Consider the following 14928-nt stretch of genomic DNA (forward strand, 5'->3'; position numbering starts at 1 on the left):
ATTTTACAAAAATGCATTATTAAACGCCATTGCATTTTTTTCTTTGGTAGCTCCCTGGATTAAAAACCAATCTACAATAGCCCAAATCATAAAACCTCCACAAGTAAGCAATTTACCTACTCCCATTCCTGTATCGCCAATATAAAAACGGTCGATTCCGTATGCTCCTGCAAAAATAGAAATCAACAAAGCTGTTGTTGGATCTTTAAATTGAGTTAATTGTAATCTTTGCCATTGACTTTCGTCTAAGCTTAAAAGTTTTTCTCTGATTGCATTTAAATGATGTCCTTCAAAATACTTTGCGTTCATCATCATGAACATATCAACTTTTTGTGTATCCATTATAAAATTCTGGTTTTGATTGGTTCCTACTCTATTTATGGATTTTCGGCTACTCCATTTTGTGCAAATATAAAAAAATATAAGAAATAACCTCTTTAAATTAATTTTAACACTATTATTTTAAAATCAAAAAAAAGCAGGCAAAAAAAAATCTCGAAATATCGAGATTTTTATATCTTAAAACCAGCCTTTCTTTCCTACTTGGTAAGTCTGATAAAACTCTTCGTCGGTTTTAGTTAAATAAATAATTCCTTCTACAAGTCCGATTACTCCTCCAACTCCACATGTTACCACTCCGATAACCAACTGAATAATGCCTTCTTGAGTATATCCTAAAATAAACTTATGTATTCCTAGTCCTCCTAGCAAAATTGCTAGAACTCCGGCAAGTACTTTTTTATTTTCTTGTTTTACAATTTGTGGGTTGTTCCACTCTTCTTGTTTTGAATTTTCCATTTTTATTTGTTAAATAATTTATAATGAATAAAAATAGAAATTTTATTGAGAAAATTCACAAATTCGTCTTAAATTTTTTTACCTATAAACAAACTGCTTTAATTTTATCAACGATTACTTGGGCTAAGCGCTCATGACTCTCGAATGTCCAACCTGCAATGTGCGGTGTTAAAATCACTTTTCGTCCATCTAATAAATACTGAAAAGCCTCAGGTGTATCTTTATCCTGAAAAAGTGTCTCAAAAGATAATTTCTCATACTCTAAAACATCCAAACCTGCACCAAGTACTTTCTCTGATTGCATTGCTGCAACTAAATCGGCAGTAACAATGTTCTTTCCTCGTGAAGTATTAATTATCCATATTGGTTTTTTGAATGCATTAATAAATGCGGCATCAACCATTTTATCTGTTTCTGGTGTCCATGGAATATGTAAACTCAATACATCCGTTTTTTCTTGAAGCTCTTTTAACGAAACCTGTTTGGCATTATCATCCCCAACATTATCCTGAATATCATAACACAGAACTTCTACATCAAAACCTCTAAGTTTTTTTGCAAATGCTTTACCCATATTACCATAGCCTATAATCCCAACAGTTTTACCATCTAGTTCATATCCACGATTACTTTCTCGATTCCATTGTCCCGAACGTATCTCGTTATCAGCAAGGTTCAGTTTATTAAAAAGAGAAAGAATCATTCCCAAAGTATGCTCGGCAACTGCATTACGATTTCCTTCGGGAGCAGCAATTAATTCAATATTCTTAGAAATAGCATAATCACAATCGATGCTTTCTAATCCAGCCCCAACACGAGCTATAAATTTTAAATTTGTTGCTTTATCTATAAATTGTTTATCAATTTTAAAACGACTTCTGATTACGATTCCTTGATAATCCTGAATTTTGGCTTCAATTTCTTCTTTAGTAGAAGTAAAATCTGCATAATTTTCAAATCCAGCTTCTTCTAATTGTTTCCAAAGAATTGGATGATTGCTATCGATATGTAAAACTTTAATTGGCATAAAATTAAGACTTAAATTAGATAAACAAAGTAACAAAAAAAATATGGGTTATGCCCTTTCTCTATCAAATTGCCTACACTAAAACACTCCTAAAAACCATTCTTTCCTGTTTTATTGGTTATATTTTTTTAACTTTGAAAATAATGCATTTTTAACCTTATTCTAAAAAATGAAATTAACAAAAACATTTAAGGCCTTTTTTAAAAGTGAAAAATCAGGAGGTCTCATCTTACTTTTCGTAACTATTCTTTCTCTTTTTCTAGCCAACTCAACATTCCAAAACGATTATATTGCTTTTTGGGAAACCAATATCGGACATCATTCTATTACACATTGGATTAATGATGGTTTGATGACTATTTTCTTTTTATTAATAGGTCTAGAATTGGAACGCGAAATTTATCAAGGCGAATTAACGAGTATAAAAAATGCTTCGTTACCCATTTTTGGTGCTTTGGGCGGAATGCTAGTTCCTGCTGGAATATTTTTATTGCTAAATTTTGGAACTGCTACACAAAACGGAGCGGGAATCCCGATGGCAACCGACATTGCTTTTGCAATTGGAATTTTATCTCTTTTAGGAAATAAAGTTCCTTCTTCTCTTAAAGTATTCCTTACTGCTCTTGCCGTAATCGATGATTTGGGTGCTATTGTAGTTATTGCATTATTTTATACAACAACTATATCCTTTTTAAATTTAGCTCTTGCTTTTGCTGTTTTAGGTATATTATTTATTTTCAACAGAATGAAAGTCCACAATCTTTATCTTTACTTAATAGGTGGAGTTATCATGTGGTATTTTATGCTTAATTCTGGAGTTCATGCTACTATTACAGGAGTTTTATTGGCATTTGTAATCCCATTTGGAGATGGAGGCAAGAAAACATCTTCTTATAAACTACAACATTTTTTACACAAACCTGTCGCATTCTTTATCTTACCATTATTTGCATTGGCCAATACATGCATTGCCATAAACTCAGACTGGCATGAAGGTTTAAGCCATCCTAATACATTAGGAATTATCATAGGATTAGTTGTAGGGAAACCATTAGGAATAGCTCTATTTGCTTTCTTAGGAGTTACATTAGGAATTTGTACATTACCAAAAGAACTTAAATGGTCTTACGTTATTGGTGCAGGAATGCTGGGCGGAATCGGATTTACGATGTCTATATTTATAACCTTACTTGCATTTAAAGAACCAGAAGTAATTACTTTTTCTAAAATAGCCATTTTATTAGCTTCTTTTATCGCCGGATTATTAGGTTTTATATACCTGAAATTTTCTCTCTCAAAAAAGCAAATCAAACATACTTAAAAACAAAAAGGACTTTCAGTTTAAACTGAAAGTCCTTTTTTTATATAATTTCTATTGAATTATATAAAATATTTTGTTCGCCTAGAACTATCCTTTAATTTGTTTTAAAGAAGTCTTAATTCCTTTTATTAATGACGAACTAAAACCATTATGCTCCATCTCGTTCAACCCTACAATTGTACATCCTTGTGGAGTTGTAACACGGTCGATTAATTGTTCAGGATGCACTTTTTCTTCAAGTAACATTTTGGCTGCTCCTTTTACTGTTTGTGCAGCTATTGCTAATGCTGTTTGAGAATCAAATCCTATTTCGATTCCTGCTTGCATCGAAGCACGAATATATCGCAATGCATAAGCTGTACCGCAAGCACCTAGAACAGTTGCCGCATCCATTAATTTTTCGTCAATAATTGGCGCAGTACCTAAATCTTCAAATAAAGTCACCACTGGTAATGCTTTTGCTCTGTCTTTTTCGCTAAATGAAATACACGTAGCCGATTCTCCAAATTGTGCTGCAATATTAGGCATGATTCGCACGACATGATGTTCCTGACTAGTTTTGTTTTGAAGCACATCAATAGCTAAACCACTTACTGCCGAAGCAATTGTTTTATTAGAAATCACAGGAAGGATTTCAGTCAAAACTGTATCAACCTGGTATGGTTTTATAGTCAGAATGACAAGGTCAGCGTCTTGTATATTATGTTTATTATCTGATGAAACTGTAATACCTAATTCTTGTAAATACAAGATACTAGCCGTATTTCTTCTGGTAATTGTAACTTGATTATTCTTCGAGAATTTTGCAATTCCTAAGGCTATAGAAACTCCAAGGTTTCCTCCTCCTATTATGTGTACTTTCATTCTGGTTGTAATTTATAGTTTTTTGGTTGTTTTGGTTTAATAGATTTGAGTCCTAAAAAGACTCTAAAAGCATGAAATATAGTGGTTAATTATATTTAAATTCATGCTTTTTTTATAATAACTTGCCTTTTAATAATATGGATGCAATCGTGAAATAAATAACTAATCCCGTAACATCGACTAATGTTGCTACAAATGGTGCCGATGAAGTTGCTGGATCCAGCTTAAGTTTCTTTAACAAAAATGGTATCATCGAGCCCGATAATGTTCCCCATAACACAATAAACAATAAAGAAAAAGAAACCGTTAATGCTACAGAAAACCAATGCATTCCATATTCATATAATCCAGTTTTTTGCCAAATCATAATTCTTATAAAGCCCACAATTCCTAATATAGAACCTAATAAAAACCCAGATGCAATTTCTTTTTTCATTACATACCACCAGTCTTTAAGCGTTAATTCCTTAAGTGCCATGGCGCGAATAATAAGTGTTGCGGCTTGGGAACCGGAGTTACCCCCACTAGAAATAATAAGCGGAACGAACAAAGCCAAGACTACAGCTTTTTCTATTTCTCCTTCAAAGAAACCCATTGCAGATGCAGTAAACATTTCTCCGATAAATAGAACTACAAGCCAAGTGGCTCTTTTTTTAACCATTTCAAAAAGAGTAGTTTCTACATACGGTAATTCAAGAGCTTCCAAACCCCCAAATTTCTGAATGTCCTCTGTATCTCTTTTTTCTATTTCATCTCTTATGACATCGATAACGTCATCAATAGTAATACGACCTACCAAACGCCCAAGTTCATCTACAACCGGAATTGCTTCCAAGTCGTATTTTTCCATGATACGTCCTACCTCCACATCTGGAGTTTCTACGTCTACATAATGTAATTTCTTAATATAAACCTCGCTAACGGGAGTTCTTGTAGAAGTGGTTAATAAATCTTTAAGTGACAAACGCCCTTTTAGTCTATCTTCATCATCGACTACATAAATAGAATGTACTCTTGAAATATTTTCTGCCTGAATTCGCATTTCTTTCACGCAAGTAAGTACATTCCAATTTTCATTGACTTTTACCAACTCTTTGTGCATGATTCCCCCTGCGGTATTCTCGGCGTATCGCAATAAGTCGACAATGCCTTTAGCATGTTCTACGTCCTGAAGCTCAGATATTACTTCGGCTTTTCTATCTTTCGATAATTCACCAATAATATCGGCAGCATCATTTGTTTCTAATTCGTCAAGCTCCTCGGCAATCTCTTTTGGCGAAAGCCTGCTTAATATATTCTCACGCAAATCATCGTCTAATTCCAGAAGAATCTCCGCGGTTTTTTCGCTATCTAATACTTTAAATATGTATGTTGCTTTATCAAAATCCAGTTCATCTAGGATTTCAGCAATATCAGCATGGTGAATATCATTCAATAAAACTTCCAATTGCTTGTCGTTTTTGCTCTGAATGAGTGTTTCTAATTCTTGTATTAGACCTTTGCTGATTTTAAACTCCATCGGCTTCTATTTTTTGAGTTAATGCTATAAATTCTGCCACGCTTAGTTGTTCCGGACGCAAATCAAAGATAGTGTCTTCTCTTAACTTGTCTGATAAATTTAATGTTTTCAAACTGTTACGTAACGTTTTTCTACGTTGCTGGAAAGCTGTTTTCACCACTGTAAAGAATAACTTTTCGCCGCAAGGCAAACTGTAATCTTCTTTTCGGGTCATTTTCATAACACCCGATTTTACTTTGGGGGGCGGAATAAATACATTCTCATCTACCGTAAACAAGTACTCGGTATCATAAAAAGCTTGAGCTAAAACCGATAGTATACCATAAGCTTTTGACCCTTTCTTTTCACAAATACGTTGTGCTACTTCTTTTTGGAACATTCCAGAAAATTCTGGAATCTGATCACGATATTCTAATGTTTTAAAAACAATCTGAGTAGAAATATTGTATGGGAAATTCCCAATTATAGCAAATTGTTTCTTCTCAAAAACTTCATTTATATCATACTTCAAAAAATCCTTTGAAATAATTTTATCTTTTAATTTTGGATAATTCTCATCAAGATACGTTACCGATTCTGTATCAATTTCGATAACATAGGTATTAATTGGTTTCTCTAACAAGTATTTGGTTAACACACCCATTCCAGGTCCAATTTCCAGAACCTCGTCATATCCTTGTAAGCTTAATGTATCTGCGATTGCCTTAGCAATGCTTTCATCTTTCAGGAAATGTTGTCCGAGATGTTTTTTAGCTTTTACTTTTTCCATTTTATTTAAATCATCAGATTGTTAGACTATTAGACTTTTCGAAATATCGAACCATCTGATATCAAATAATCAGTTTTTTATTTATTAATTTCTCGAAGTTGTTGAATGTCTTTGGTAACCCTGAAAGTTAACTGTCCCTTCGCCAACCAGAAGCATTCTTACATGACGTTTATTAACTAAAGTAAGGATTCGAAGATGCTTTAATTCTTCAATTTTAACATCTTACTTTGGTTTAATAATAATCAGAAAATTATTTTTATTGTTTGAATTGTTTGTTTTCGAAAATCGAACAATCCAAAAAACGAATAAATCTATTAATGGTCTGAAATAAATTCTAATTCAGTTCTAAAAGAAAGCATCTTATCTGCAAATAATCGCAATGCTTCCTGACTAAAAGCAGGTTCATCTTCAAGATAATATTTCTCTAAAGTTTCCTTACTATCGGTTACATATTGAACTGAATAAGTAATTCCGCCCATTTCTTCATCTACTAAAACTTTTACAATTCTTGCAGATGAAAATTTTCCTGTAGCCAGAATTTCAGGAATATGTTTTTGTTGCATCCAATTTAACCATTGGTCATGCACACTCTCATGTATGTTTGTGGTGATGTTGTAAATAATCATTTTTATCTGTTTAATGTTTCTTAAGTTAATCGGTTAAATAAACAACCAATTAAACCCAATTATAAATTTGTATCGCCTCGCAATTCTCGGTATCTTTTCCTGGCGTCTACAAAATAAATACTATCCTGATGGTTAAAAATTACTTTCTCATATAAGGCTTTTGCCTTTTCAAAATCTTGTAATTTCTTATTGTAAATTTCTGCCGAAAAGAACAATGCTTCGTCAATATAAATCCCGTCACTATGCTGATCGATAATCAATTGATATTGGCTTAAAGCCAAATTATAATCGCCTAAGTCTTCGTAAATTTGTCCTAATCGCAGCAAAGTTACGGCTTCTATTTCTTGTCCTTTAAAAGTTTTTAATATATTTTGAAATTGAACTATCGCATCTTGATTTCTATTTTGATATAAAAGATAATCGCCCTTTGCAAATTGCTTCAAAGCCGTTTGTGTAGAATCGGCAACTGTATTATCATTTATCAATAAAAAATACTCTAAAGCATCATTTGCAATCAGTTGTGTATTAGCAGATTTCAACTCCTTAAACTGCTTTAAAGCCCATACAAAATCTGTTTTAAAATAACTTGTTTTGGCTGCTTTTAAACTCGCTTCATGCGCCATAACATCATTTTTAAGATCTAATTCTATTTGCGAATAATACAATAACGCCTGATTAAATTTCTCCTCAAAAAGCAAAATATCCGCTAATTCCATTTTAGCTTGAGCTTCTTGGTAATCATTCAGTTGTAATTCGAGTGCTTTCTTTACAATAGCTTTCGCTTCTTCTGATTTTTTTAAATCAAAAGCTAAAAAATGTGCTTGAATTAATTGCAAAGATAAGGTAAAAGGGCTTATACCATAAGTTGTTAGCAATCCTTGAAGCTCAGTATTTATAGCTGGATAATCTTTTTCGGTAGCTTTATCTATTTTCATTTTATACAAATAGGTATTTGCCTGTACAAGCAAACCCAAATCTTTTGTATTCTCCAGCACAAACGCTAAAATTTCCTGAGCTGCTTCGGGATCATCATCATCAATCGCAAACTGAGCTAGATTAATTATGCTCGAAAGCGATTCAGGATCACGTTTATAGATAGCTTTTTCCTGGATAAATGCTTTTGCAAACTCTCTTTGTTGTACATAAAACCAACTCAAATAATGATTCCAAAAAACATCTTGGCTCTTTTGAGTTCTTAAAATAAGTGCTTTTCGTAATGTATCATTAAATGTAGTATCGGCAGCATCAGCCATAAATCGTGATAACTGACTCTGAATTAAGAGTGTATTTTGTTGATTTTCGTTAGATTCTGTCAGCAATGTTTCAATCATCATATCCGTCTTGCCCATTTGTCCGTAGAGCAAACCAATCTGAAAATTAAAATTAAAACTAGGCTGAATTTTAGACGCTATTTGATATGCTTTTAAAGCATAGTCCAATAATACTTTTTTCTCAAAAGAATTGGCAATCCCAAATACTTCGTTAGGATTTACCGAGATTTTATCTAAAGCCTGATCGTAGTAAGTTTTGGCTTTAGCTTCATTTTTTTGTAATTGAAAATTATATCCCAGTTCAATTAAAATAGTACCTTGTTTGTACTTATTAAATCTATTCTGGATAACCTTTTCGGCTACATCAAACTGTTGTAGTTGTTGGTAACAATCAATAGTTCGATAAAAATATTGTGTGTTCGAAGGATTATTATCCAGCAATTCTTGATAGCTGATTTTTGCTTTTTCAAAATCACCTTTATCATAATAATATTGCGCTAATTGTTCATTTTGAGCAAATGTAAATAGCGAGAATGATAAAGTAATAAATAGAAAGAGCTTTTTCATCTTCGATTTTTTAATTGTAGATTTCAGTCGCAGTCACAGTATTCAGTCGCAGTTTTCGCTCACCATCTGGTAACTAAAAACTGCAACTGGTACTAAATACTGTTACTGTTTACTAAAAAAATTAGTCTATAATATCAAACCCACAGTACGGACGTAATACTTCTGGAATTACGATTCCTTCTGGTGTTTGATAGTTTTCTAAGATTCCTGCAAGAACTCTTGGCAAAGCCAATGAGCTTCCGTTTAATGTATGTGCCAATTGGTTCTTTCCGTCTTTATCTTTAAAACGTAATTTCAAACGATTTGCCTGAAAAGTTTCGAAGTTAGAAACTGAACTAATCTCTAACCAACGGTCTTGTGCTGTAGAGAAAACTTCAAAATCATAAGTTAATGCCGCTGTAAAACCCATATCGCCACCACACAAACGTAAAATTCTATATGGTAATTTTAATTCTTGCAAAATGCTTTTTACATGTTCTACCATTCCGTCAAGCGCTTTATATGAATTATCCGGGTGTTCAACACGTACAATTTCTACTTTGTCAAATTGGTGCAAACGGTTTAATCCACGTACATGAGCTCCATAAGAACCAGCTTCACGACGGAAACAAGGTGTATATGCTGTATGTAAAACAGGTAACTCATTTTCGCTCAAAATAACATCACGGTATAAATTCGTAACAGGAACTTCTGCAGTTGGAATTAAGTATAAATCGTCAATAGTCGAATGATACATTTGTCCTTCTTTATCTGGCAATTGTCCTGTTCCGTATCCTGAAGCTTCGTTTACCAAATGCGGAACCTGTACTTCATTATATCCTGCAGCTGCATTTTTATCTAAAAAATAATTGATTAAAGCACGTTGTAATCTAGCCCCTTTTCCTTTATAAACAGGAAATCCAGCACCAGTTATCTTTACACCAAGCTCAAAATCGATAATATCATATTTTTTCACCAAATCCCAATGTGGTTGAGCACCTTCGTGCAAAACTGGAATTTCACCCTCTTCAAAAACATTCAAATTGTCTTCTGGAGTTTTTCCTACTGGTACAATATCAGCTGGAAGATTTGGTAATGCATATAGTTTTTGAGTTAAATCCTGAGCCAAAACTTCAGCTTTCTCTGCTAACTCTTTACTTTTTTCTTTTAATACAACTGTTTTCTCTTTTAAGATTGCGGCTTTAGATTTTTCGCCCGCTTTCATCAATTCGCCAATATCTTTGGATAATTTATTAGATTCAGACAAAATGTTGTCCAACTCAACCTGAGCTGCACGACGTTTTTCATCTAGTTGCACCACTTCTTCAACAGCACTTTTGGCATCGATATTTCGTTTCGCCAAAGCTGTGATTACTTTTTCCTGATTTTCTCTAATAAATGCGATTTGTAACATAGCTTAAATTTTGTAACTATTGTATATTTATATATTAAGGAAGCAAATTTAAGGAAATGTTTGCTAAGAATGAGACAAAGTTTATGGCTAAAGGTAATTTCTTACTTATAAAAGCAAATTATTACGCAATCGTCCGCCCTCCTGAGCAGAATCAAAGAATCGCACCGTTTAATCTAAATCCCTCTTTCTTCTTTTTTCTTGAATCTTTCTAATCACAAACCCAACCTCTGAACCTAAAACCTTCCTTAAGCTCTTTTAATCTCATGACCAACAAATTCCTCCAAAGTAGCAAACATATCATCTACCGAAAGAACCTCTAGATCTGGATGTGATTTTAAAAAATTAGCATTTAGCGTAACCAGGTTTTCCTCAATTTCATAAAAAGTATCATTATTCAATAAATCTCTTATTGGGTTTACACCTTCTAATTTTCCTTTCAGAAATTTATTAAGTTTTACGCTGCTCATTAATTTTACTTTTTTGCTTTGCTGCTGGAATAATTCCAAATGTTTTTCGGCACCAAGCAAAGCCAAACCTTCTTCGATTAATTCATTTAATTCAGCATTCCAACTTGAGTTGTATACAAACTGAGCAAAGTTCCCTTCAGTACATTGCGAAGCATAATAATCTAAATAATAACTCATCAAAGCATCCTCATGAATCAAATCATCATCGATACCTTCCTCACGCATTAAGTTAATTACCGAAATATTAGAGTGAATTACATCCTGAAGATTCTCACTATTCATTGCCGTTTCAGAAACTATTATTCTACCGAATTCCATCTTGTTTTATGTTTAGATTTTGTTTTGCAAATTTCAGTTAAATTAAACCAGAAAAGAAATACAATCTGATTTATATCCCCTCTAATCCGTCAGTATTCTTCTTTTCATTCATTTTTGTAACTAAAGCTTTCAATCGTAACGCTTTTGCCTTTTTCTCTTCCTGAAGTTTAGTCTTTTTCCGATTTAGCAATTTGGTATGTAAAGCCTTGTTTTTGGTGTTTTTTTCAGGTCCTTTTGCCATGATTTACTTTTCTTTAATTTGCGTTTGCAAATATAAGAAACTGAATGCTAATATTTTTCTGGGCGTTTCCCTCTGGGTCGGGCTATTCGCTACAAGTCCTCGCACTTCCTCCGTCAGGCTGTGGGCTATTCGCTACTATCCCTAACGCAAATCCGTTTTCATCAGAAAAATAAATTCACTAGATTATTATGCAGTAAAAAACACTATTTTAGCATAGAATTAAAATTATTAATCACCCAAAATCTATTAAACAATATTACACCTATGAAAAAAATTATTATTGCGGTTGTATCACTTTTATCATTCTCAATGTATTCACAAAGCAGATATGAACTACAAGATACAGGAAAAGAAAGACTATACCTTTCAGACACTATCATACAAATGGCTGCGAATAAAGTTATTACAAATGAGCCAATGCTTATTGTTGATGGAATAACATATACTTATCAAGATTTAGAAAAAAAGAAACTTGCATTATCAAAAAATCAAATTCTAAAGATTGTTCCAGTTGACAAACAAAAAGCAATCTCTGATTATGGAGATACTGAGGGAGTAGGCGTTTTAATTCTAACAACACTTAACGCTTCAAATTAAAATCTTGACAGAAATACATCATTTAAACTGTGTTAAAATTGTCTCACCAGTTAACGATAATGTTTGCGGACATTGCCTATTAATTAATGAGAACGATAAACTCATTTTGATTGATACAGGTATTGGACTTTTAGACGTCCAAAAACCATTAGAAAGGATTGGCCAACAACTTATAGATATTGTTGGCTATAACTTTAATGAAAATCAAACTGCTGTGAAGCAAATTGAAAAACTAGGACTTAACCCTAAAAAAGTCACCGATTGTGTTATTTCACATCTGGATAACGATCATATTGGCGGTCTTGCTGATTTCCCTAATGCAACAGTTCACATAGGAATCGAAGAATATGAAAACTTCAATTCAGGAAATCCAAGATACTTAAAAACACCATTAGCACACAATCCTACTATCAGGACTTATGGAAAATCCGATTTTAATTGGTTCGGATTTGAAGCAAGAAAAGTTATTACAAATACCGAAACAGAAATCTTTCTTGTTCCTCTTTTCGGGCATACTTTAGGGCATTGTGGCGTTGCAATAAAAACAGACAATAAATGGATGTTTTACATTGCAGATGCTTATTATATGAGGATAGAACTAAATGATAATCATCACCCGGTAAACCAGTTAGCCAAAATGAGGGCAGACGATAATGATTTAAGATTAGAAAGTTTAGACAAAATAAGAAATTTAATAAATGAGTATCCCGAAATTGAGGTTTTTGGATATCATGACATCGAAGAATTTAAACTTTACGAGAGCCAAGCTAAATAAGCAGCCGCTAATATTATATTTCAATACAACAGGCGTCACCAAACATTAAATCAAAGACTAAATTGAAAGCTTTTAATTCGATAATTAATCAGAACTCAGAATTTGAAAAAGCATTTTCCGACCTCAAGAAAATGGGAAATATAGTTCCGAGCGCTAAAAAGACTTTTGAATTACTAAAAGAATTAAACTCTGAAAGCATCGATTTACAATCTGATACTTTGATAACCGAATTCAATAAAATCCAATACCATTCGAATACTTATAGTTATTTTTACTTCTATTTCCCCATAGTCACTCATATTTTATATTACAAACCTAAATACGAAAAGGGTATTTTAAAGTACTTAATAGCCCCAAATTTTGCCAATGGAATATTAGAATCCGATCAGTTGATTTTGATGATTACAGAAGCTATGAAATTTAAGCTTGATGAAGACAAATATTATTTAACAACAGAAAGCCAATTTTGGGTTACAAGCGAACTTCCTAAACTAAAAGAACAAATTCAACGAGAAATAAACGTCTGCTGGAAAGAATTAAACGAGTAAATTCGCATAATTAATCCTTTATTAAAGTTTTAAAACTAATTTCTAAATATTGAGATAATCATGAAAGAAAGAATGACCTTAGAGTACTACGTTTTAGATGTATTCTCCAATACAAGCTACAAAGGAAATCCTTTGTCAGTAGTTTTTACTGATGGTAATTTAGAATTAGAGATTTATCAAAATATCGCAAAAGAATTCGGATATTCCGAAACTTCATTTGTTTATTACTCTACAACGCAAAAGGCACTTAATGTTCGTTCTTTTACACCAATAGGTTTTGAAATAGACGGAGCAGGACACAATTTATTAGGAGCTGTTTGTGGTGCGTTATTAAAAAAAATGCCAATATTTGATGAACAAGATGAAAACAATCGTTTTGTAATCATGAAAAATGCACCAATTCGATTAACCGCAAGTTTTGATTCCGTTACACAATATCCTATTGTACAAATGCATCAAAAACAAGCCGTCATCAAACATCAAATCCCTACATATAAGATAGCAATAGCACTCGGTTTAAAAATTGAGGATTTAGAAGTTAATATGCTTGTTCCAACAGTAGTTCAAACAGAAGTTTCACACGTAATGGTTCCTATTAGAAATAGCCAGTTACTTAATGACTGTACTCCAGACAGCAAACTCTTAATCGAAATTTCAAAAGAACATCAATTTGAAGGTTTTTATTGTTTTACCATTACAGATGAAGATCAGGATAATATTGTTGAAGCCAGGTTTTTCAATCCAATAATCGGAATAGAAGAGGATGCCGCAACAGGAACTGCTGCAGGACCTCTAATCGGTTTTTTGACAAAAAACAGATACACACAACCCAATACAGAATATAAGATTCTACAAGGCGTAAAATTAAATCAATCCTCCATAATTGAAGTAATGAGCAGACAAAATGATATTTTGGTTGGTGGATCTTCGGCAATAACAATGCGAGGTGAACTTTACATATAAAAAAGTAACCTTATATTCCTTTACAATTCTTTCTTTCAACTATCAAGTTTAGCTACCGTATGGAGATAATAATAAAAGTAATAACGTTTCTATCACTAATAACTTTACTCTTTTTACCAATTCTTGTATTAAACAAAATATATAAGAGGAATAGTAAAAATACTTTCATCCCATATTTAATTACAAACATTATAACAACTTTCGTTCTAATTATGATTTTAGGATGGTGGGGAAGTTTTTCAAATGAATTTCTACTTTCTCATTATGGATATGATTTTGACGCCATGAATGATATAGAAAGATTTAAAAATGTAACCCTTAAAAATTTAGATAAAGTAAAAGAACTAGAAACAAATATATTGGGAATAGGTTGGCCGCTTAAAGCTACATTGTTCTTTCTAATTTACTCACCATACTTATTAATTGTATACATCTCCACTTATTTTTACAAGAAAAGAGTAACCACAAGTTTCTAACAAATTAAATAGCATCTGCTTTCACTTTCACTCTGCATCTATTTATAAAATCTTTATAGCATTAGAAGGCAATATTTAAGCCTTTCGTCTACGTATAACTATTCCATAATAGTTAAAGAGGGTTTCTTTCGTTTTATATTTTGCAAAGTTATCCTAAGATCAAAGAGAGATTCTTCTTTATTAAGCTGTACAATATGTTTCACGCGAAGGCGCAGAGACGCAAAGACACTATATAAACACAAAACAACCATAATCTTACCGCAAAGAGCGCAAAGATAAGAAGCCACAAAGGTTCGCTAAGTCTATTTATTAAACTTTGCGAACCTTTGTGTAATGCTTTGCGCTCTTTGCGGTAAAACCTTTTTGCGTATTTCTCCTCAAAAAGTAA

At 32.6% G+C, this 14928-nt stretch carries 17 protein-coding genes; 6 read left to right on the forward strand and 11 right to left on the reverse strand.

What is annotated here, in order from left to right:
- Positions 1–3: 3 nt before the first annotated feature.
- The 3 genes from IW20_RS14165 to IW20_RS14175 form a co-directional block, all read right to left on the reverse strand.
- Positions 4–342 carry a TM2 domain-containing protein gene (locus tag IW20_RS14165; protein WP_035623505.1) on the reverse strand — a complete coding sequence of 113 codons (339 nt, stop codon included), beginning with the start codon at positions 340–342 and terminating at the stop codon, positions 4–6.
- 177 nt (positions 343–519) lie between these two features.
- Positions 520–798, reverse strand: coding sequence for a TM2 domain-containing protein (locus IW20_RS14170; protein WP_035623507.1), 279 nt, complete (start codon positions 796–798; stop codon positions 520–522).
- 82 nt (positions 799–880) lie between these two features.
- On the reverse strand, positions 881–1825 hold the full coding sequence (locus tag IW20_RS14175) for a 2-hydroxyacid dehydrogenase (protein WP_035623508.1): 945 nt from the start codon (positions 1823–1825) through the stop codon (positions 881–883).
- A gap of 169 nt (positions 1826–1994) precedes the next feature.
- On the opposite strand from IW20_RS14175, the gene nhaA reads away from it, so the two are divergent.
- The gene (nhaA, locus tag IW20_RS14180) at positions 1995–3146 is read left to right on the forward strand and encodes a Na+/H+ antiporter NhaA (protein ID WP_035623510.1); all 1152 of its coding nucleotides are present in this window, start codon (positions 1995–1997) and stop codon (positions 3144–3146) included.
- Between the two features lie 87 nt (positions 3147–3233).
- Here the strand turns inward: nhaA and proC are convergent, their stop codons facing one another.
- The 8 genes from proC to IW20_RS26340 all read right to left on the reverse strand — a co-directional run bounded on the left by proC (position 3234) and on the right by IW20_RS26340 (position 11181).
- Entirely contained in the window at positions 3234–4010 is a 777-nt protein-coding gene (gene proC, locus IW20_RS14185) for a pyrroline-5-carboxylate reductase (protein WP_035623512.1), read from the reverse strand.
- Positions 4011–4122: 112 nt separating this feature from the next.
- Complete coding sequence (gene mgtE, locus IW20_RS14190; RefSeq protein WP_035623514.1) at positions 4123–5529, reverse strand: magnesium transporter; 1407 nt, start codon at positions 5527–5529, stop codon at positions 4123–4125.
- Complete coding sequence (rsmA, locus tag IW20_RS14195) at positions 5519–6298, reverse strand: 16S rRNA (adenine(1518)-N(6)/adenine(1519)-N(6))-dimethyltransferase RsmA (RefSeq protein WP_035623516.1); 780 nt, start codon at positions 6296–6298, stop codon at positions 5519–5521. The genes mgtE and rsmA overlap by 11 nt, the downstream gene beginning before the upstream one ends.
- Positions 6299–6612: 314 nt before the next feature.
- Positions 6613–6924 (reverse strand): DUF4286 family protein, encoded by a 312-nt coding sequence (locus IW20_RS14200; RefSeq protein WP_035623518.1) that lies wholly within the window; start codon positions 6922–6924, stop codon positions 6613–6615.
- A gap of 59 nt (positions 6925–6983) precedes the next feature.
- Entirely contained in the window at positions 6984–8762 is a 1779-nt protein-coding gene (locus tag IW20_RS14205) for a tetratricopeptide repeat protein (RefSeq protein ID WP_035623521.1), read from the reverse strand.
- A gap of 121 nt (positions 8763–8883) precedes the next feature.
- Complete coding sequence (gene serS / locus IW20_RS14210; RefSeq protein WP_035623524.1) at positions 8884–10155, reverse strand: serine--tRNA ligase; 1272 nt, start codon at positions 10153–10155, stop codon at positions 8884–8886.
- A 245-nt stretch (positions 10156–10400) separates the two neighbouring features.
- Positions 10401–10940: a DMP19 family protein gene (locus IW20_RS14215; protein WP_035623527.1), complete on the reverse strand. Its 540-nt coding sequence runs from the start codon at positions 10938–10940 to the stop codon at positions 10401–10403.
- Positions 10941–11010: 70 nt separating this feature from the next.
- Positions 11011–11181 carry a hypothetical protein gene (locus tag IW20_RS26340; protein WP_165571447.1) on the reverse strand — a complete coding sequence of 57 codons (171 nt, stop codon included), beginning with the start codon at positions 11179–11181 and terminating at the stop codon, positions 11011–11013.
- Positions 11182–11445: 264 nt separating this feature from the next.
- Here IW20_RS26340 and IW20_RS14220 point away from each other — a divergent pair, with 264 nt between their 5' ends.
- The 5 genes from IW20_RS14220 (at position 11446) to IW20_RS14240 (ending at position 14540) form a co-directional block, all read left to right on the forward strand.
- Positions 11446–11778, forward strand: coding sequence for a hypothetical protein (locus IW20_RS14220; protein ID WP_035623530.1), 333 nt, complete (start codon positions 11446–11448; stop codon positions 11776–11778).
- A 4-nt stretch (positions 11779–11782) separates the two neighbouring features.
- Complete coding sequence (locus tag IW20_RS14225) at positions 11783–12553, forward strand: MBL fold metallo-hydrolase (RefSeq protein WP_035623532.1); 771 nt, start codon at positions 11783–11785, stop codon at positions 12551–12553.
- A gap of 62 nt (positions 12554–12615) precedes the next feature.
- Positions 12616–13101, forward strand: a complete 486-nt coding sequence (locus IW20_RS14230) for a hypothetical protein (protein WP_205625914.1) — start codon at positions 12616–12618, stop codon at positions 13099–13101.
- A gap of 60 nt (positions 13102–13161) precedes the next feature.
- Positions 13162–14064, forward strand: coding sequence for a PhzF family phenazine biosynthesis protein (locus tag IW20_RS14235; protein ID WP_035623534.1), 903 nt, complete (start codon positions 13162–13164; stop codon positions 14062–14064).
- A 212-nt stretch (positions 14065–14276) separates the two neighbouring features.
- Entirely contained in the window at positions 14277–14540 is a 264-nt protein-coding gene (locus tag IW20_RS14240; protein WP_035623536.1) for a hypothetical protein, read from the forward strand.
- The last annotated feature ends 388 nt before the right edge of the window (positions 14541–14928 follow it).

Source organism: Flavobacterium hydatis (genome assembly GCF_000737695.1).
GTDB classification, from domain to species: domain Bacteria; phylum Bacteroidota; class Bacteroidia; order Flavobacteriales; family Flavobacteriaceae; genus Flavobacterium; species Flavobacterium hydatis.

Coding starts and splice junctions, on each gene's coding strand:
- proC (WP_035623512.1), bottom strand. CDS start 4,010: ATGAAAGTACACATAATAGGAGGAGGAAACCTTGGAGTTTCTATAGCC.
- IW20_RS14220 (WP_035623530.1), top strand. CDS start 11,446: ATGAAAAAAATTATTATTGCGGTTGTATCACTTTTATCATTCTCAATG.
- IW20_RS14200 (WP_035623518.1), bottom strand. CDS start 6,924: ATGATTATTTACAACATCACCACAAACATACATGAGAGTGTGCATGAC.
- IW20_RS14175 (WP_035623508.1), bottom strand. CDS start 1,825: ATGCCAATTAAAGTTTTACATATCGATAGCAATCATCCAATTCTTTGG.
- mgtE (WP_035623514.1), bottom strand. CDS start 5,529: ATGGAGTTTAAAATCAGCAAAGGTCTAATACAAGAATTAGAAACACTC.
- serS (WP_035623524.1), bottom strand. CDS start 10,155: ATGTTACAAATCGCATTTATTAGAGAAAATCAGGAAAAAGTAATCACA.
- IW20_RS14240 (WP_035623536.1), top strand. CDS start 14,277: ATGATTTTAGGATGGTGGGGAAGTTTTTCAAATGAATTTCTACTTTCT.
- IW20_RS14235 (WP_035623534.1), top strand. CDS start 13,162: ATGAAAGAAAGAATGACCTTAGAGTACTACGTTTTAGATGTATTCTCC.
- IW20_RS14165 (WP_035623505.1), bottom strand. CDS start 342: ATGGATACACAAAAAGTTGATATGTTCATGATGATGAACGCAAAGTAT.
- IW20_RS14205 (WP_035623521.1), bottom strand. CDS start 8,762: ATGAAAAAGCTCTTTCTATTTATTACTTTATCATTCTCGCTATTTACA.
- IW20_RS26340 (WP_165571447.1), bottom strand. CDS start 11,181: ATGGCAAAAGGACCTGAAAAAAACACCAAAAACAAGGCTTTACATACC.
- nhaA (WP_035623510.1), top strand. CDS start 1,995: ATGAAATTAACAAAAACATTTAAGGCCTTTTTTAAAAGTGAAAAATCA.
- IW20_RS14170 (WP_035623507.1), bottom strand. CDS start 798: ATGGAAAATTCAAAACAAGAAGAGTGGAACAACCCACAAATTGTAAAA.
- IW20_RS14215 (WP_035623527.1), bottom strand. CDS start 10,940: ATGGAATTCGGTAGAATAATAGTTTCTGAAACGGCAATGAATAGTGAG.
- rsmA (WP_035623516.1), bottom strand. CDS start 6,298: ATGGAAAAAGTAAAAGCTAAAAAACATCTCGGACAACATTTCCTGAAA.